Raw genomic sequence first — 17,462 nt, 5'->3', positions numbered from 1 at the left:
GGTTGCGCACGGTGAGTGCCGGGCCGAAAGGGTGGGAGGTCGCGGGTGGCGGGGTGGCAGGTTGCGAGCGGCGAGCGGCGAGCGGTGAGCGCCGGGCGGCGGGGTGGCAGGTGGCGGGTGGGTTGTCAGTGGTCGGTGCAGCAGGGGGTCGGGTTTCGAGTCTCGAAGGGGACCAGGGTTCCGCCGGCGGCCGGGGTGGTGACCAGGATCAGTTCGCCGTCTCGGAACTGGGGGCGTACGAAATCGCCGGTTTCGACGATGGTGTCCGGGGCGGCCGGGCCGCTGCCGAGTATCTCGACCCGGGCGATCGAGCTTCGCTGGAGGATTTCGCTGACGCTGAGTGCGCCGGTGAGGCGTTCGACACCCGGGAAGCGGACCGCTCGCCCGAATTGTCCGGATGCGGCCCTGGTGGCGGCCGGTTCGAGTTCCGGGGTCGTCTCGAAGGCGTGCGCGGTGAGCAGGCTGATCGCGACGTGCGGGAACGGTTCGCTCACCAGGTGTGTGCAGGCGAGGACCGGCGACGGCGCAAGCGCCTGGATCCAGTGATCGGCCTCGGCGAGCGTGGCGTGTCCGAGGCTGACCCCGACGATCCGCGCCGCCCCGGCCTGTGAGGAACCGGACCGCGCGTCGTCCCCGTTGGCGGAGCGGGACCGGACAACGCCTGAATCAGAGGAGCCGGGTCGGCCGGCGTCCGCCGGAGGGGACGCGGATCGGCCGGCGTCTGGCGGAGGAGACGCGGATCGGCCGGCGTTCGGGCGAGATGATGCGGACCCGGCGGCGTCCGGGCCGGGAGACGTGGGACCCGAAGGGGCGAGGCCGGGGCGGGTGGCGTCCGGTCGGGCGGGGACGGGCCGAGTCGCCGGGGCGGGGACGGCCGGGTTCGGGTCGAGGGTGGGCCGGGTGGCCCCGGCCGCGGATGCGGCCGGGGCTCCGGTTGCCGGGAACGGCGTCATCGGGGCAGGACCCAGATGGGGTTGGTGTAGAACCACAGGTCGCCCCACGGGTCGGCGGCGCCGACGACGTCGAGCTGAGGGCCGTACGGGTCGACCGCCGTGCCGAGCAGGCCGGGCTGTGTGCGGTTGCCGTCGGTGCCACGGACCCGCAGGTAGAACGGCTTGTCGAGGCGGCCCAGCTGGTAGGTGAAGGTGATCCGTCCGCTGCTCTCGGTGACCTCGAACGACTTGACCACCCGGGTGTTCGGGGTGGTGTAGGTGTCCTTGTCGGCGACCGGGCCGGTGACGGTGCCGACGATGACGTCGACCCGCTTCAGGGCGGCCACGAAACCGGCCCAGTTCGGCACGTCCTGCAGGTCGATGTCGAGGACCAGTTCGGTGGAGGTGCCGCGCTTGACCTGGAGGACACCACCGAGCGGGGTTCCGGTGTGCTCGCGGCGGTCGCCGGTGACCCGTACCCGCGCGTCCAGGTTCTTGATCAGGCGACCGTGGTCGACCCAGACCCGTCCGGCGCGCAGGCCGTCCATGACCGCCTTGTACGAGAACGACGACGCGCCCACATTGGTCCGGCCGTAGTAGCCGGGCCAGAAGTCGCCGGCCGAGGTGTTGATCGTGCCGGTGTAGACCGGGTCGTTGTACTTGCCGTTGGCGTCGAAGTCGCTGCCCGGTCCGCGTCCGGTCTGGTCCAGGTAGTTGACGTGGCTGTCCGAGTTGACGGTGATCCACCACGCCTTGCCCTCGGCGAGGAGGCTGTCCCAGAGGCCGCCGACGGTGGCGGTCATCCAGTCGAAGCCGCCCCACGTGCGGTAGCTCTCCAGTGGGTAGCCGGGGAACGATGCCGCCGACGGGTTGTTGTCGTAGTAGCCGCGGGCACCGCCGCGGCCGTTCGGGGCGGGGATGCCGGCGGCCTGGTGGCCCGGCGCACCCTCGAAGCCGACGGCGACGGTGGGGTCGGCGTCGCGCCAGTTGCGGATCTCGTGCGGGGAGTCGATGCCGCGCCGGGCCGGGTGGTTGGCGAAGAACAGCGCGCCGTCGATCTTGCGCTTGCGGACCTGCTCGCCGAGGAACTGGATGCCGGCGATGGCCATCGCCTCGTTCTGGGCGGCGGTGTTGGTCGAGGGCAGCAGCGAGCCGTCGTACGCGTTCTCGAACTGCTTGAGGACCGCGACCTCGTTCTTACCCGGGTGCACGAACACGGTGGCGTGCTCGGCGGCCGGGATGTTCCACTCCAGACCCTGGAAGGTGAGCAGGCCCTTGAGTGCCGAACGCGTCTTGACGATGTCCGGGTTGACCTTGTCGACCCCGATCTTGGCGTGGGTGGCGCTGCCGTGGTCGGTGATGACCAGCCAGTCGAGGCCGTAGGCGTGGCCCTTCTGGGCCTGGTCGAGCACCCGGTACTGGGCGTCCGAGCTGTACTGGGTGTGGATGTGGTGGTCGCCGGCGAGCCAGCGGAAACCGCCCTTGTCGGTGCCGCCGCCCACCTGGTCGTGGGTGTGCGGGAGCCCGGCGGCCTCGGCGGCGCCCGGCTGGGCGAGCACGGAGGCGGCCGCCCCCGCGCCGAGTAGGCCCGCACCGAGTAGGAAGCGGCGGCGGGACGCGTCGGACGACGACAGTTCGGCGGTCGGAACCGAGAGATCGAGAGCCTCGGGGAGGTCGCCCCCGGCGGCTGCGGCGTGCGAGTGGTCGTGAAGATGATCGTGGCCGTGACCCATGGCGGTCACCCTCGTCCGAACAGGACAACACCCGCTGTCAATACAGTTACCTGAAGACGAAGAGTGTTCAGACGACCGGGCGGAAATGCCCGAGAGCCACCGACGCGGCGATGATGAGGAGCGCGGCGAGCAGCGACAGAACCAGCAGGATCGTGTCGGCGGCGGTGAAGTACTGGCGGCGGGCGTAGGTCCGGGGCGTCTCGGCGTCGAAGCCACGCGCGTCCATCGCGACTGCCAGCCGCACCCCGCGCCGCAAGGCGCCGACCAGCAGCGCGAACGCCGTCGACACGAAGAGCCGCCCGCGGGCGATCGGGTTGCGCCCGGCGTCGACCCCGCGGGCGCGGCGGGCCAGGCTGAGCGACCGCCACTCCTCGCCGAGCAGCGGCACCAGCCGGAACGCGGCGAGCGCCCCGATCGCGAACCGGGCCGGCGCCTTCGCGTTCTGCACCAGCGCGTCGGCCAGGTCGGTCGGGTCGGTGGTGGCGAACACCACGATGCCCGGCAGCGCCACCGCGAAGATCCGCAGGATCAGTGCGCCCGAGGTGGACAGCACCCCGGTGGTGACGTCGATCGGCCCGAGTGACACCAGCAGCTCACCACCGCGTTCGGCGGCGAACAGCACCATCGTGATCAGGATCCCGGCCGCGGCCAGCAGCAACGGCGTGGCCCGCCGGGCCAGGACCCCGAACCGCACCCCGAAGAACGGCAGGACCAGCAGTTCGACGGCGAGCGCGACGGCCGGCGTGAACGGATCCATGGTGGCGATCAGCGGCATCGAGAAGAGCAGCGCGGCGCCGACCTTGGCGACCGGGTTGCGGCGCGCGAGCGGCGCCGCCGGATCCGCGACCGGCGCGAAAGAGAGGGTCACGGCCGCGTCCTCCGAGGTAGCGGGTCCGGTTCCGGTGCGCCGAGGGAGACGGTTCGATCGGCGAGGGTACGGACGAACGCGTCATCATGTGTGACGGCGACGATCCCGTGCCCGACGTCGCGCAGACCGGCGAGCAGGTCGACCAGTTCGCGCCAGGTGCGTCGATCCTGGCCGAAGGTCGGTTCGTCGAGCACGAGCAGCCGCGGTGCGGTGGCCAGCGCGGTGGCCACGCTGAGCCGCCGGGCCTCCCCGCCGGAGAGGGTGTACGGGTTGGCCTCCGCGAGCCGGTCCAGCCGGAGCCGTTCGAGCAGCTCACCGACGATCCGGTCGACGTCGGCGGGGGAGCGGCCCAACCGGCGGGGCCCGAGCGCGAGCTCGTCGGTGACGCGGGACGTGACGAACTGGTGTTCCGGGTTCTGGAAGACCGACCCGATCCGGCCGGCCAGGGTCGCGGCCCGCCATCGGTGCGGCGGCCGGCTGTCACCGAACGCCTCGACCCGCCCGGACGTGGGTGCGAGCAGCCCGCCGAGCAGCAGCGCCAGGGTCGACTTGCCCGCGCCGTTGGGCCCGGTCACGGCCACCACCTCGCCCGCTCCGACATCTACCGAGACGGGGTCGAGGCGTCTGCTCACTTCGGCGCGCGTAGCCCGTACCAAATCGATGTCGGTCTTGGTTTTCGCCTTGCGCGGCGGGACCTGGAAACCCGGCACCCAGACGCCCTCGTCAGCGAGTTTGTCGCCGTAGGCGGCGAAGATCATCTCGGGTGAGCCGTCGGCGCGGACACCGCCGCCCGGCTCCAGGACCACCACCCGGTCGACCAGCGGAAGGGCCTCGGCGACCCGGTGTTCCACGATGATCAGCGTGGTGTCCGGGCCGGTGGCCCGGGCCAGCGCGTCGCGGATCAGCGCGGCGCCCGGCGGGTCCAGGTTCGCGGTCGGCTCGTCGAGCAGCAGCAGGCCGGGACGCAACGCGAGAACACCGGCGAGAGCGAGGCGTTGCGCCTCACCGCCGGAGAGGGCCGAGGTCGGACGATTGACGGGGTACGGGAAACCGACACGATCCAGCACGTCGGACACCCGTGGCCAGATCTCACCGGCGGGCACTCCCCGGTTCTCCGGGCCGAACGCCACGTCGTCGCCGCTGCGGGCCATCACCAGCTGGGTCTGCGGGTCCTGGAAGAGGATGCCGACCCGCTCGCGTGCCTTGCGCGGGTCGAGCCCGTCGATCCGGATCGTGCCCTCGGACTCGCCGGAGTCCTCGGGCAGCAGCCCGGCCAACGCGGCGAGCAGCGTGCTCTTGCCGGCCCCGGATGGGCCGAGTAGGAGCACCCGCTCGCCGTGCCGCACTTCCAGGTCCAGCCCGCGGACCGCCCACGAGCGGCGACCGGCGTGCCGCCACCCGAAGCCGCGGAGCTGAACGTCACTCATGTCTCAGACGGTTGCCCGTTCCCGGCCCGCTTCGAACCGGTCCAGCACCCCGGTCGGAGCGAGCGCCCGGACCAGCGCCCACGAACCGGCCCCGGCCAGGATCGCGCCGCTGAGGACGGTGATCGCCGCGTACGGGATCCGGTACGACCACAGGTCCATGCCGACCGTGTACTTGACGAAGTCGTAGGACGCCGCGCTGACCCCGGTCAGCGCACCGGCCAGGATCGCGGCCGGCAGCCGGTGGTTGCGGTAGAGCAGCAGTGCGAAGGCCAGTTCGGCGCCGAGGCCCTGGATCAGGCCGGAGACGATCGTGTCGACGCCCCACTGGCTGCCGAGCAGCGCGGACACGGTGGCCGCGACCAACTCGGTGTAGAGCGAGGCGCCCGGCTTTCGGATGATCAGACCGCCGAGGACGGCCGGGACCAGCCAGATGCCGTAGATGATGGTCTGCGCCGGTGGGAAGAACGCGAAGGCGCCCTCGGTGATCGACCAGACCGTGCCCCAGGCCCAGAAGATCACGCCGAACGCGACGGCGATGACGGAGGCGATGACGATGTCTATCGTCCGCCATCGATTGGACGTTGATGCCATTGGATTGCCTCCCAGTGGGTACCGGGAGGAGACGCACGCCGTGTTCCCTGGGCGGCGATGCCCAGGGCACGACGCGGCTGGAGAGACCGAGCTTCCTGCGCTGGCATTACCCAGATCAGGTACTAGGGTCTGCGGATTTCCCGCACTCTCAGCGCTGTGCGCTCCCCTGTCGGATTGGATGTGCTTCGATGACCGTAACACCTGGTAGCGGGGTATCACAGGGAGGGGACGACGTGATCGAGGTCAAAGCCCGGGGACTGACGTTCGACGTTCACGAGGGTGGGCCGGAGGACGGTGAACCGGTTCTCCTGCTGCACGGCTTTCCTCAGGATTCCCGGGAGTTCGACCTGGTTCTGCCGCATCTGCACGCGGCCGGGCTGCGGACCTACGCGATGGACCAGCGCGGCTGCTCACCGGGCGCCCGCCCGTCCGACGTCTCCGCCTACACCATGCCGTCGGTGACCGCCGACGCCGTCGCCGTCCTCGACTCGCTCGGCCTCGACAGCGCGCACGTCGTCGGCCACGACTGGGGCGCACAGGTGGCCTGGCAGCTGGCCGCCCGGCACCCGGACCGGGTGCGGACCCTCACCGCGATCTCCGTCCCGCACCCGCGGGCGCTGCTGCTCGCGATCCGGGTGCGGCCCAGCCAGAAGGCGCGGCTCGCCTACTTCGAGGTGTTCCGGCGGAGGTTCGCCGAGCGGCTGCTGCTCGCCCAGCATGCCCTGCCGTTGCGCCTGATGCTGCGGCCGATCGGCATGCGCGCTGAACAGTACGTGGCGGCGATGCGCGAACCGGGCCGGCTCACCGGCGGCCTCAACTGGTACCGCGCCTTCGACGCGTCCCAGATCGCGAACCTCGGTGAGGTGACGGTGCCGACCACCTACGTGTGGAGCGACAAGGACGGGGTGGTCGGGCTGACCGCGGCGCTGCGTACCAGGGACTGGGTGCGAGCCGACTACCAGCTGGTGGCGATGCGCGGCGTCAGTCACTGGGTGCCCGAGCAGGCGCCGCGTGAGCTGGCCGACGCGGTCCTGGCCCGGATCGGCGTTTGATCAAGGGGTCGGACGGGGAATTCGGCGCGTCATGGCGGTCGATTCCCACACCCCCCGAGAGACCGAGAAGCAGCGCTGGGACCGCAACTTCGCGGACCTGCTCCAGGAACTGCGGGTCGCGCAGACGGGCGTGCAGATCCTCTTCGCGTTCCTGCTGACCCTGCCGTTCAGCAGCGGCTTCCCGAACGTCACCGATTTCCAGAAGGACACCTACGTGGTCGCGCTGATCAGCGCGGCGTTCGCCACCGCGATGATCATCTCGCCGGTGGCGTTCCATCGGGCGCTGTTCCGGCAGGGCCGCAAACCCGAGCTGGTCCGGTACGCCCACAAGATGGCCACCGGTGGCCTGGCCTTCATGCTGATCGCGATGACGGCGAGCGTCCTGCTGATCACCGACTACCTGCTGGACTGGCAGTGGGCGATCCCGCTGACCATCGTCACCGGCGGCTGGTTCCTCACCTACTGGGCCATCCTGCCGTTCGCCCACCGCGAGTGGGGCGATGACGACGAGGACGCCGCCTCCGCCATCGACTGACCGTCGGATCCGGCCGGTCCTCAGTGCCGTCTCGACGACGTTGCGACAGCACTGAGAGCCGGCCGGGGTTCAGCGCCGTTTCAGGCCCAGTCGGCGCAACTCCAGGCCGGCCAGGGCGGCTACCGCGTCCGAGTCGCCGGCCCGCCAGCTCTGCGCGATGTCCGGGCCCAGCTTCGCCAGCTCGGTCAGCGGCTGGGAGGCCAGCGCCCGCAACGCCAGCAGGTCCTGGCCGGCCGGGTCGTCGCGGACCGCCGCGGCCACCCCGGCCCGGCGGACCCAGCGCAGCCGCAACGGCAGCCAGAGGAACAGCACCAGGGCCAGCGGCACCGACAGCGCGAGCGCGGGCAGGATCAGCGCCAGCTGGGCCACGAACTCCTGCTGCTGATGGCCGGCGTCGGCGATCGACCGGGCGGCGTTCGCGGCACCGTTGAACGGACTCGTCAGCTCGTCACCGACGAGCGGAACCCGGCCCACCTTGCCGCCCGCGTCGGCGAGGTTGTCGGCGATGCCGCTGCCGGCGCTCTCCAGTTTCTGGCCGGGGACGGCGAGTTTCTCCACCACGTCGTGGATCCACAGGGCGACCTTGATCCACAGGTAGACCCAGATGACGACGAGGATGTCGGTGACGAGTTGGCGGACGGCGACGGGGACGCGGTCGGCATAGAGCTTCACATCGTCAAGCGTCGCAGTCGGCCTTCGGCGGCGCACGCCGGGCGGAGCCTCAGGTTGCGGCAGCGTGCGCCGGGCGGGGCTCACGCTTTGGCGGCGCACTCCGGGCAGGTGCCGAAGATCTCCAATGTGTGCGAGACGTCGACGAAACCGTGCTGACCGGCCATCTTGTCGGCCCACGACTCGACCGCCGGGCCGAGCACCTCGACGGTCCGCCCGCACGAACGGCACACCAGATGGTGGTGGTGACCCTGGCTGCAGCGCCGGTAGAGGTGCTCCCCACCCGGCGGGCGCATGACGTCGATCTCGCCGGCGTCGGCCAGGCCCTGCAGAGTCCGGTACACCGTGGTCAGTCCGACCCGCTCGCCCCTCTCGCGCAGCATCGCATGCAGATCCTGGGCGCTGTGGAAGCCCTCGGTCTCGGCGAGGACGGCGCTGACCGCGCTGCGCTGCTTGGTGTTGCGGATCTGGCTCTCGGCGTTCACTGTCGGCTCTCCCTGGCGTGGCTCACGGCGTCGGCGACGATGTGGGCGACGTGTTCGTCCACCAGGGAGTATGCGATCTCCCGGCCCCGTCGCACACCCCGCACCACACCCGCCCCGCGCAGGACCCGCAGGTGCTGCGACACCAGCGGCTGCGGGGCGCCGAGTTTCTCCACGAGATCGTGCACACAGCGCTCGCCCACGCCCAGCTCGACCACGATGGCGACACGGATCGGCGCGGAGAGAGCACGCAACAGTGCCCCCGCCGATTCGTACGCTTCGTAACCGGTGGTCGTCGTCATCGTTGCGCCAACGGTACAGGCAGGCCGCGGTCAGCCATGCAACACGACATCCGGGGGCTCGGACGCGACCGGCTGCGGCGCGGGCCGGCGCAGCCGGTGCCGGACCGATCCGCCGACCGCGGCGGCCACGAAGACGGCCAGGGCCAACAGCACGGTGGTCGCGCCGGGGGCGGTGTTCGCCTCGGCGGACACCAGGATGCCGCCGCCGCCGGCGGCCACCCCGATCACCATGGCCAACGTCATGGTGCTGACGAAACCGCGGGTCACCTGCTGGGCGGCGGCGACCGGGACGACCATCATCGCGGAGACGAGCAGCAGGCCGACGGTACGCATGGCGATCGTCACGGTCACCGCGGTGGTCACCGCCAGCAGGATGTTCAGGAGCCGGACCGGCAGGCCGCTGACCCGTGCGTACTCCTCGTCGTTGCAGAGCGCGAACAGGGCCGGCCGGAAGAACAGCATGGCCGTCAGCACCGCCGCGCCCAGCCCGCCGATCACCATCAGGTCGGTGTCCGAGGTGGTCAGCGGGGAGCCGAACAGGTACTGCATGAGACTGCTGTTGCCGCTGCCGTCGGACAGTCCGACGAGCAGCACACCACCGGCGATGCCGCCGTAGAAGAGCATGGCCAGGGCCAGATCCCCGGAGGTACGGCCACGCTCACGGATCAACTCCACCCCGATCGCGCCCAGAGCCGACACGATGACCGCCGTGTACACCGGATCGTTGCCGGTGAGCAGGCCCAACCCGACGCCGGTGAGCGCTACGTGCCCGATCCCGTCGCCGATCAGTGACAGGCGGCGCTGCACCAGGTAGATGCCGAGGGCCGGGGCGGCCAGCCCGATGATCAGCGCGGCGATCAGGGCCCGCTGCATGAACGGCTGGGTGAGCAGGTCCATCAGTACGCCTTCGTTCCCTCGGTGGGCGCCCACTCGCAGATGCCGGCCGTCGGTTCCTCGGCATGCGGGTGCAGATGTTCGTGGTCGGGTTCGGCGTGATGACCGGCCGGTTCGGGGGGCGTGCCCTCGTACGCGATCCGCCCGTCGTGCACCACCACGGCCCGCCCGATCAGTGGCCGTAGCGGGCCCAGCTCGTGCAGGACCAGCAGGATCGTCCCGCCGTCACCGGCGAATCGGGTCAGCGCCGCGGCGAACGCCTCCTGGCTGGCCGCGTCCACCCCGGCGTTCGGCTCGTCCAGCACCAACAGGTCCGGCTTTCCGGCCAGTGCCCGGGCGATCAGGGTGCGCTGCTGCTGGCCGCCGGAGAGCGTCGACACCGGGTCGCCGATCCGGTCCAGCAGCCCGACCGCGGCAAGCGCGTCCCGTACCGCCGCCCGGTCGTTTCGGCCGGGGAGACGGAAGACGCCGCGCCGGGCCAGCCGGCCGGAGGCGACGACCTCGCCGACGGTGGCCGGCACGCCGCTGCCGGCGCCGAGCCGCTGCGGCACATACCCGATCCGCTCCCAGTGCCGGAACCGCTTCTGTGGCGTCCCGAACAGCTGGATCTCGCCCCGGCGGGACGGGACCAGGCCGAGGATCGTCCGGATCAGGGTGGATTTGCCGGAGCCGTTGGCGCCGAGGATCGCGACGACGTCTCCGGCCGTGACGCTCAGCGAGACGTCCCGCAGGACCTCCCGCCCGTCGTAACCGACCGCAAGGTGACCGACCTCTATGACACTCATGAACACTCCAGGCCCAGCTTCAATGCGGTCAGGTTGGCGCGCATCACCGAGAAGTAGTCTGCCGAGTCGTCGGTGAGGCCCTCGATCGGGTCCAGGACCGCGGTCTGCGCGCCCACCTCCTTGGCGATCGTCTCAGCCACCTTGGGGCTGACCAGGGTCTCGAAGAAGATCGTGGTGGTGCCGTGCTCGCGGGCCTCGGCGGCCACCTCGGCGAGGCGCTGCGGCGACGGCTCGGCCTCCGGGTCGATGCCGGTGATGCCGATCTGGGCCAGCTCGTAACGGTTCGCCAGGTAGCCGAACGCGGTGTGGCTGGTCACCAGCTCACGCCGGGTGCAGTCGGCCAGGCCGGTCTTGAACTCGCCGTCCAGCGTGGTCAGCTCGGTGCGCAGCGCGGCGGCGCGGGCGGTGAAGTCGGCGGCGTGTGCCGGGTCGGCCTTACCGAGGCGCTCGGCCACCTTGTCGGCGATGCTCGCGAGTCGGGTCGGGTCGAGCCAGACGTGCGGGTCGGTGCCGCCCGACTCCTCGGCGTGTGCCTCGCCCTCCTCGGCGTGGTCGTCCGCCTCCTGCGCGCTGATCATCTCGACCGCGGTGGTGGCGTCGAGGGCCCGGTCGCCGCCGTTCTGCTTGACCGCGTCGTCGACGGCCGGCTGGAAGCCGCCCAGGTAGACGATCACGCCGGCGTCGGCGACCGCACCGACCTGCCGGGCGGTCAGCTCGACGTCGTGCGGCTCGGCGCCCGGCTTGGTCAGGGTGGAGACGGTCACCGCGTCGCCGCCGACCCGCTCGCTGACGAACTGGAGCGGGTAGAACGCGGTGACCACGGAAAGCTTGCCGTCGGCGCCGGCGGAGTCCCCTCCGCAGCCGGTGAGAGCGGGCAGCAGGAGCAGGGCGGGAAGCAGGCGGCGCATCATGCCACCAACTGTCGTCGATAATGACAATGATTGTCAAAGCCGCATGGGTTCACAGGGTCTTCGACACCGCGGCCACCACGAGCAGGGTGAGCAGCACCACCCGGACCAGCCGGGTGACCGGCGTCTGCACCGGCCAGGTCGTCGCGGTCAGGGTGGCCAGGCCGACGGCCAGCAGGCCGAGCAGCAGCGCGCCGACGATGTCCGGCAGGAACAGGCCGGCCAGCAGCAGCGCGAGCGTCCCGGCGAACGCCGCGGTCGGATTCACCCGGGCCAGCCGGTTCAGGAATGTGCGCGTCACTGTCGCTCCCGTCGCGTGTGCGTACCCTCGTCACATGCTGGTGCTCAACCGCTTCACGGTCCCCACGGAAACGCAGGACGGCTTCCAGGAGCAGGCGCACGCCGCGCTCGCCGCTCTGGCCCGCACTCCCGGATACCGCTCCGGCCGGCTGACCCGGGCCATCGAGGACCCGACCGGCTGGACCCTGGTCACCGAGTGGGAATCCGTCGGAGCCTACCGGCGTGCCCTGGGTGCCTACGACGTCAAGCTGTACGCCACACCGCTGCTCGCGCGTTCCCTCGACGAGCCGTCGGCCTTCGAGACACTGGCCTCCGCCGAACCGGGCGCCGACGTGGTGGTCACCGCGAGCGACCGGGCGGCCGATCCCTGGCGTTGAACACTAGGCTGGGAACATGAGTCTTCCTCCGCCCCCGCCGCCGCCGGGCCCGGGCGTGCACCCGCCGTTCCCGGCTCCCCCGGTCGAGGGACGCGGCAAGCGGGTCGGTACGAGCGTGGGCATCGTCGCCGGCATCGTCGTGCTGGTCTGCGGAGTCGGTGCGGTCGCCGGCATCGGCCTGATGACGTCGATCACCAGCGCGCTCGACGAGCAGGCCGACGTGGTGGTCGGCCACTACCTCGACGACATCCAGGAGCGTGACTTCGACGGGGCCTACCAGCAGCTCTGTCAGGACGCACGGGATGTCGAGACCCCGTCCGAGTTCGCCGAGCGGATGGAGTCGACGGAGCCGTTCCAGTCGTACCGTCTGGGCGATCTGTCGTGGGGTGTCCGGCTGACCCTGCCGGTGGACATCGTCTATTCCGGGGGCGGCTCCCAGCGTCTGGAGGCTGAGCTGGTGCAGAACAGGTCGACGGGCAAATTCGAGGTCTGCGACCTCGGGGAGTAATCTCGCTTTTCGTCCTGTAACTCTTGATTTCCCCGCCGACACCCAGCCGGCGTAGGAGGAAACCGCACATGCCTGCCGACCGTATCGACAGCGTCGTCAGCCTGGCCAAGCGCCGGGGCTTCGTCTTCCCCTCCAGCGAGATCTACGGAGGGACCCGTTCGGCCTGGGACTACGGTCCGCTCGGCGTGGAGCTGAAGGAGAACGTCCGCCGGCAGTGGTGGCGGACCATGGTCCAGCAGCGCGACGACATCGTCGGCCTGGACTCGGCGGTCATCCTGTCCCGTGACGTGTGGGCCGCCTCCGGGCACCTCGACGCGTTCGTCGACCCGCTGACCGAGTGCCAGTCCTGCCACAAGCGCTTCCGGGCCGACCATCTGGAGGAGGCGTTCGAGGCCAAGCACGGCAAGCTGCCGGCGTCCCTCCAGGAGCTGAACTGCCCGAACTGCGGCAACAAGGGCACCTTCACCGAGCCGAAGATGTTCAACGGCCTGATGAAGACCTACCTCGGCCCGACCGAGAGCGCCGACGGCCTGCACTACCTGCGTCCGGAGACCGCCCAGGGCATCTTCGTCAACTACAACAACGTGGCGACCGCGGCCCGCAAGAAGCCGCCGTTCGGCATCGCGCAGGTCGGCAAGAGCTTCCGCAACGAGATCACCCCGGGCAACTTCATCTTCCGTACGCGTGAGTTCGAGCAGATGGAGATGGAGTTCTTCGTCCCGCCGGGCGCCGACGAGGAATGGCACGAGTACTGGCTCCAGGAGCGCTGGAACTGGTATCGCGACCTGGGTCTGTCGGAGAGCAACCTGCGGTTCTACGAGCACCCCAAGGAGAAGCTCTCGCACTACTCGAAGCGGACCGTCGACATCGAGTACCGCTTCCAGTTCGGCGGGACCGAGTTCGCCGAGCTCGAGGGTGTCGCCAACCGCACCGACTTCGACCTGACCACGCACTCGAAGCACTCGGGTGTGGACCTCTCCTTCTTCGACCAGGAGAAGGGCGAGCGCTGGGTGCCCTACGTCATCGAGCCGGCGGCCGGCCTCACCCGCGCGGTGCTGGCGTTCCTGCTAGAGGCGTATGACGAGGACGAGGCGCCGAACACCAAGGGCGGCGTGGACAAGCGCACGGTCATGCGGTTCGACCCCCGCCTCGCGCCGGTCAAGGTCGCCGTCCTGCCGCTGTCGCGCAACCCGGAGCTGTCGCCGAAGGCCAAGGAGCTGTCGGCCAACCTGCGCAAGCGCTGGGTCGTCGAGTTCGACGACTCGCAGGCGATCGGCCGTCGGTACCGCCGGCAGGACGAGATCGGTACACCGTTCTGTGTCACCGTCGACTTCGACACCCTCACCGACAACGCGGTGACGGTCCGCGACCGCGACACCATGAAGCAGGAGCGGGTCTCCCTCGACCAGATCGAGGACTACCTGATCAAGCGCCTGCCCGGCTGCTGAGCCGGACGTGACGCAGACCGCCGGGTTCCCGCATGGGTGCCCGGCGGTCGCCGTACAGGCCCTATGCTCCCCGGTCATGTCACGACGGGGACCTTTTGTACTGACTGTGCTGACCTTGGTGGCGCTCGGCGGCTGCGCCGAGGAGAAACCGCGGATCCCGCTCGGTGCGGCCGGGCCCGCGACGCCGGTGACCCTGGCCGAGCCGGACCAGACCGGGCTGCTGCCGATGTCGCAGTGGCCGGCCGCCTGTGATCTGCTTCCCGAGACGGTGGTCCGCGAGGTCCTGCCGGCGGCCACGGTCGTCGAGATGAAGCGGGTCACGCCTACCTTCGACAGTGGCGACGTCGTCGAGAAGGACCACGTGTTCCCCGGCGACGCGGAGTGCCAGATCCGGGTCGACTTCGCCGAGGCCAAGGAGATGCAGCCGGGCCGACGGGGCGGGTGGATCTACTTCACCGTCCGGGTCGCCGGCACACCGGAGCTGGCCCGGAAGAACTACGACGAGAACATCGCGTCCACGCTGCGGGACGAGCGGACCGCCTGCCCCGCCGAGCTGGTCGCGGCGGCCGGGTTGGACGACTGCACCGACTCCGACGGCGAGTGGACCTTCCTCAAGCACGGTGTCGCCGGTGAGTTGCGGGGCATCGCGCCCTACCTGAACCGGGACGTCTACTTCGAGGGACAGAAGGAGAACTCGTACCCCACCGAGATCTGGCACGACACCGTCGGCGCGGAGTTCCTCCGGGCTGTCGCCGCCCGACTGCCCTGACCGTCGAACGACTCTCCCGGAGTCACCCCGAGTTCATCGAAGCGTTGCCATGTATCGATGTCATGGCAATGATGTGACCCGGTGTACCTCTACAGGGAGAAATGAATGACATCGAGTAGACGGGGGCTGGCCGCCGGGTTGTCGGCGGCCACACTGACGACGTTGCTCGCCGGGAGCGTGCCGGCGATGGGTGTCGGAAACGGCTCGGCGGTCGCCGAGGGGACGTACGGATTCGTCGCGCACATCGCGGTGGGTCAGGCCGGTGCTGGGGCGGCCTGTACCGGAGCGCTGATCGACCCGCAATGGGTGATCACCGCCGCGGCCTGCTTCGGGTCGGGTGCGCCGGACGCCACGATCACCATCGGCGGACAGGTGCGCGAATCAGCCCGGCTGGTGAAACACCCGGACCGCAACGTGGTGCTGGTCAAACTGGACAAACCGACGACGATCGCGCCTGTCGCGATCGGCACGACCGCCCCGGCCGTGGGTGACGTGCTGCGGATCGCCGGGTACGGCCGCACCGCCACCACCTGGATCCCGGGCGCGCTGCACGCCGCCCAGTTCCAGGTCACCGGAGTCGGCACGGGACTGCTGGACGTGGCCGGGGTCAGCGGCACCCAACCCAGCGTCTGCAAGGGCGACGCGGGCGGGCCCGCACTGCGCGAGAGCGGCGGTACGGTCGAACTGGTCGCCCTCAACCACACCTCCGCACAGGGTGGTTGCCTGGGGCAGACCGAGACCGCCCGGACCGCGGTCGAGACCCGGGTCGACGATCTGGCCGCCTGGATCCGCACGTACGCGCCGGGCGGGCTCGCCGAGGACCACCGCGACGACGTCACCATGGTCTACAGCTACGCCTCCGGGGCGCTCGGCCCGTTCACCTTCACCACCGCCGCCAACGGTGCGATGAGCGCGAAGGGTGGCTGCAACACCGCGGCCGGGCTCTACACCACGAGCGTCAAGATCTTCCGGGGCGACTTCAACGGTGACGACATCGTCGACCAGGTGGTGCTGCACAACTCGGCGAACAACACGCTGTCGTTCACCACGTTCCTCACCAGACCGGACGGCACGTGTTCGGCCGGTGTCCAGTCGTGGACCAGTTCGACCTTCGGCTCGTACAGCCGGATGCTGATGACCAGCGGCGACTACAACGGCGACGGCCGTGACGACATCGCCGGGTTCTACAACTACGCCGACTACGGGATCGGACTGTTCACCTGGCTGTCCAGCCCCACCGGAACATTCAGCGCGTCCAGCCGGCCCTGGTACAACGCGCCCAGCCCGTACTGGGGCGAGATCGGCCGGATGAAGGTCTTCTCCGGTGACTTCAACGGGGACGGGCTCGACGACATCGGGTCGTTCTACGGCTACGCCGACTACAGCGTGGGCATCTACTCCTGGATCGCCAAGCCGGGTGGTGGCTTCAACGAGGACCAGCGGGCCTGGTACGTGCCGGCCGAGCCGTACTGGGGTGACCCGAAACGGCTCCGGATCGCGGCCGGTGACTTCAACGGCGACGGCCGGGGTGACGTGGCCGGGCTCTACAACTACGCCAACGGCAACCTGGCCGTGCTCACCTGGACCGCCAAGGCCGACGGCACCTTCAACAACGCGTTCAGCTCGTGGAAGAGCACCAGTGCGGTGTGGGGTTCCTGGGACACCACCCGGCTCACCTCGGGCGACTTCAACGGCGACGGCCGCGACGACCTGTCCGCACTGTTCGGCGCGACCGACGGGAGTCTCTCGCTGAACACTCTGGTCGCCGCCGAGAACGGTGGCTTCGCGGCCCCGGTCAAGGCCTGGGGATCCACCACCTTCGGCTCCTACGGCAGCATCAACCTGCCGGAGGACCCGGTCTGAGACCTTCGGTCATCAGAACTCGAAACCGCCGGGGCGGTGGTTGCGGTCGGCGATCAGTCCCGCAAGCACCGCCACGGCGATCTCCGGTGGGGTACGGCTACCGATGTTCAATCCGACCGGACGACGCACCCGGCTGATCTCGTCGTCCGGCACGCCCAGTTCACGCAGCGCCGCCACGTGCGGCCCCTCGGCGCGCGGGTTGCCGAGGATGCCGATCCACCGGGACCGCCCGGCCAGTGCCTCCTTGAGCAGCGCGCCGATCTCCGGCCGGTGATGGTCGGTCAGCAGGATGTCGGTGTGCTCGTCCGCCGCGGCCGCGACCAGGTCGCTGACGTAGGTGTCACCGTGCGGCCGTGGCGTCCCGGCCAGGCGGGTCGGATCGGGCTCGACCAGCACCGTCCGGAAGCCCAGCTCCACCCCGAAGCGGAACAGCATCTCCGACACCGGCGACTCGAAAACGGCGATCAGCCGCCGCGGGCTTCCCTCATCAGTCATCCCTGGGACTCTGCCAGACGATGCGGGGAATTCATCCGACCAGATGTCTCTGACCTACTAGTCCTTGCGCTATAGTCGTGCTCGCCAAGTCGCTCAACGGTGGCTCGTTGAGCGACTACCCTTCACCCCTGGAGGCACTGTTGCCAACCCTCGAAGAGCGCGTCACCCGACTGGAGCGTGACATGGAAGAGCAGAAGCGGCTCCGCGTCGGCATGGACGACGACATGTCGGACTTCGGCCAAAAGCTTCATGCGCAGGGCCGCCTCCTCAAAGCGATCGCTAAGACCCAGTCGGAGCACACGAAAACCCTCGCGGAGCACACCAGGATTCTCACGGCGCATACACGGGAGCTTCATCACCTGGGCGAGCAGGTCGGCGGTCTACGAGAGGACTTCGGAACGCTCAAGAACCGCATCGAGCGAATCATCGAGATGGTCGGCACGTTGATCGAGCGGGATCGCGAGCGGTAGCGGAGCCGGGCGATTCGGGGTCGCCGGGCCGGGCGTGTCACGCTAGAGCGCGTG

Annotated in this window: 21 protein-coding genes and 1 riboswitch; of the genes, 8 read left to right on the top strand and 13 right to left on the bottom strand. The window is 70.1% G+C overall.

Features of this window, described 5'->3' with window-relative positions; translation table 11 throughout:
* Window positions 1-125 precede the first annotated feature (125 nt).
* The 5 genes from Q0Z83_RS37450 to Q0Z83_RS37430 form a co-directional block, all read right to left on the bottom strand.
* Window positions 126-494 carry a hypothetical protein gene (locus Q0Z83_RS37450; RefSeq protein ID WP_317788042.1) on the bottom strand — a complete coding sequence of 123 codons (369 nt, stop codon included), beginning with the start codon at window positions 492-494 and terminating at the stop codon, window positions 126-128.
* Between the two features lie 455 nt (window positions 495-949).
* The gene (locus Q0Z83_RS37445) at window positions 950-2,665 is read right to left on the bottom strand and encodes a PHP domain-containing protein (protein ID WP_317788041.1); all 1,716 of its coding nucleotides are present in this window, start codon (window positions 2,663-2,665) and stop codon (window positions 950-952) included.
* 67 nt (window positions 2,666-2,732) lie between these two features.
* Window positions 2,733-3,533: an energy-coupling factor transporter transmembrane component T family protein gene (locus tag Q0Z83_RS37440; protein ID WP_317788039.1), complete on the bottom strand. Its 801-nt coding sequence runs from the start codon at window positions 3,531-3,533 to the stop codon at window positions 2,733-2,735.
* Complete coding sequence (locus Q0Z83_RS37435; RefSeq protein WP_317788037.1) at window positions 3,530-4,960, bottom strand: ABC transporter ATP-binding protein; 1,431 nt, start codon at window positions 4,958-4,960, stop codon at window positions 3,530-3,532. The genes Q0Z83_RS37440 and Q0Z83_RS37435 overlap by 4 nt, the downstream gene beginning before the upstream one ends.
* Window positions 4,961-4,963: 3 nt before the next feature.
* Complete coding sequence (locus Q0Z83_RS37430) at window positions 4,964-5,551, bottom strand: ECF transporter S component (protein WP_317788036.1); 588 nt, start codon at window positions 5,549-5,551, stop codon at window positions 4,964-4,966.
* 74 nt (window positions 5,552-5,625) lie between these two features.
* A riboswitch (TPP riboswitch) is annotated at window positions 5,626-5,729 on the bottom strand.
* A 58-nt stretch (window positions 5,730-5,787) separates the two neighbouring features.
* Between Q0Z83_RS37430 and Q0Z83_RS37425 the strand changes: the two genes are divergently transcribed.
* Window positions 5,788-6,603 (top strand): alpha/beta fold hydrolase, encoded by an 816-nt coding sequence (locus Q0Z83_RS37425; protein WP_317797225.1) that lies wholly within the window; start codon window positions 5,788-5,790, stop codon window positions 6,601-6,603.
* A gap of 31 nt (window positions 6,604-6,634) precedes the next feature.
* Window positions 6,635-7,138, top strand: a complete 504-nt coding sequence (locus tag Q0Z83_RS37420) for a DUF6328 family protein (protein ID WP_317788035.1) — start codon at window positions 6,635-6,637, stop codon at window positions 7,136-7,138.
* A gap of 69 nt (window positions 7,139-7,207) precedes the next feature.
* On the opposite strand, the gene Q0Z83_RS37415 is transcribed toward Q0Z83_RS37420, so the two are convergent.
* The 7 genes from Q0Z83_RS37415 to Q0Z83_RS37385 all read right to left on the bottom strand — a co-directional run bounded on the left by Q0Z83_RS37415 (window position 7,208) and on the right by Q0Z83_RS37385 (window position 11,479).
* The gene (locus Q0Z83_RS37415) at window positions 7,208-7,810 is read right to left on the bottom strand and encodes a hypothetical protein (RefSeq protein WP_317788034.1); all 603 of its coding nucleotides are present in this window, start codon (window positions 7,808-7,810) and stop codon (window positions 7,208-7,210) included.
* Window positions 7,811-7,890: 80 nt separating this feature from the next.
* On the bottom strand, window positions 7,891-8,292 hold the full coding sequence (locus Q0Z83_RS37410) for a Fur family transcriptional regulator (protein ID WP_317788033.1): 402 nt from the start codon (window positions 8,290-8,292) through the stop codon (window positions 7,891-7,893).
* Window positions 8,289-8,591: an ArsR/SmtB family transcription factor gene (locus tag Q0Z83_RS37405; protein WP_093621506.1), complete on the bottom strand. Its 303-nt coding sequence runs from the start codon at window positions 8,589-8,591 to the stop codon at window positions 8,289-8,291. Before Q0Z83_RS37405 ends, Q0Z83_RS37410 begins: the two co-directional genes overlap by 4 nt.
* 30 nt (window positions 8,592-8,621) lie before the next feature.
* On the bottom strand, window positions 8,622-9,488 hold the full coding sequence (locus Q0Z83_RS37400) for a metal ABC transporter permease (RefSeq protein WP_317788031.1): 867 nt from the start codon (window positions 9,486-9,488) through the stop codon (window positions 8,622-8,624).
* Window positions 9,488-10,270 carry a metal ABC transporter ATP-binding protein gene (locus tag Q0Z83_RS37395; protein WP_317788030.1) on the bottom strand — a complete coding sequence of 261 codons (783 nt, stop codon included), beginning with the start codon at window positions 10,268-10,270 and terminating at the stop codon, window positions 9,488-9,490. The genes Q0Z83_RS37400 and Q0Z83_RS37395 overlap by 1 nt, the downstream gene beginning before the upstream one ends.
* A complete protein-coding gene (locus Q0Z83_RS37390) occupies window positions 10,267-11,181 on the bottom strand; it encodes a metal ABC transporter substrate-binding protein (protein ID WP_317788029.1) in 915 nt (304 codons plus the stop codon). Before Q0Z83_RS37390 ends, Q0Z83_RS37395 begins: the two co-directional genes overlap by 4 nt.
* Before the next feature lie 49 nt (window positions 11,182-11,230).
* Window positions 11,231-11,479 carry a DUF6703 family protein gene (locus Q0Z83_RS37385; protein WP_317788027.1) on the bottom strand — a complete coding sequence of 83 codons (249 nt, stop codon included), beginning with the start codon at window positions 11,477-11,479 and terminating at the stop codon, window positions 11,231-11,233.
* 34 nt (window positions 11,480-11,513) lie between these two features.
* Here Q0Z83_RS37385 and Q0Z83_RS37380 point away from each other — a divergent pair, with 34 nt between their 5' ends.
* From Q0Z83_RS37380 to Q0Z83_RS37360, 5 genes are all read left to right on the top strand, one after another.
* Window positions 11,514-11,855, top strand: a complete 342-nt coding sequence (locus Q0Z83_RS37380) for an antibiotic biosynthesis monooxygenase family protein (protein WP_317788025.1) — start codon at window positions 11,514-11,516, stop codon at window positions 11,853-11,855.
* A 16-nt stretch (window positions 11,856-11,871) separates the two neighbouring features.
* Window positions 11,872-12,363 (top strand): hypothetical protein, encoded by a 492-nt coding sequence (locus tag Q0Z83_RS37375; protein ID WP_317788024.1) that lies wholly within the window; start codon window positions 11,872-11,874, stop codon window positions 12,361-12,363.
* Between the two features lie 68 nt (window positions 12,364-12,431).
* On the top strand, window positions 12,432-13,811 hold the full coding sequence (locus Q0Z83_RS37370; RefSeq protein ID WP_317788023.1) for a glycine--tRNA ligase: 1,380 nt from the start codon (window positions 12,432-12,434) through the stop codon (window positions 13,809-13,811).
* Between the two features lie 106 nt (window positions 13,812-13,917).
* On the top strand, window positions 13,918-14,580 hold the full coding sequence (locus Q0Z83_RS37365) for a hypothetical protein (protein ID WP_317788022.1): 663 nt from the start codon (window positions 13,918-13,920) through the stop codon (window positions 14,578-14,580).
* Between the two features lie 105 nt (window positions 14,581-14,685).
* Window positions 14,686-16,443, top strand: a complete 1,758-nt coding sequence (locus Q0Z83_RS37360; protein ID WP_317788021.1) for a trypsin-like serine protease — start codon at window positions 14,686-14,688, stop codon at window positions 16,441-16,443.
* A gap of 12 nt (window positions 16,444-16,455) precedes the next feature.
* Here Q0Z83_RS37360 and Q0Z83_RS37355 read toward each other — a convergent pair whose 3' ends face one another.
* On the bottom strand, window positions 16,456-16,938 hold the full coding sequence (locus tag Q0Z83_RS37355; protein WP_317788020.1) for an XdhC family protein: 483 nt from the start codon (window positions 16,936-16,938) through the stop codon (window positions 16,456-16,458).
* Between the two features lie 77 nt (window positions 16,939-17,015).
* Here Q0Z83_RS37355 and Q0Z83_RS37350 point away from each other — a divergent pair, with 77 nt between their 5' ends.
* A complete protein-coding gene (locus tag Q0Z83_RS37350; protein WP_317788019.1) occupies window positions 17,016-17,408 on the top strand; it encodes a hypothetical protein in 393 nt (130 codons plus the stop codon).
* Window positions 17,409-17,462 lie beyond the last annotated feature (54 nt).

Source organism: Actinoplanes sichuanensis (assembly GCF_033097365.1).
GTDB classification, from domain to species: domain Bacteria; phylum Actinomycetota; class Actinomycetes; order Mycobacteriales; family Micromonosporaceae; genus Actinoplanes; species Actinoplanes sichuanensis.
The sequence above is the reverse complement of the archived record's forward strand: the minus strand, read 5'-3'. Positions and strand labels throughout refer to the sequence as shown.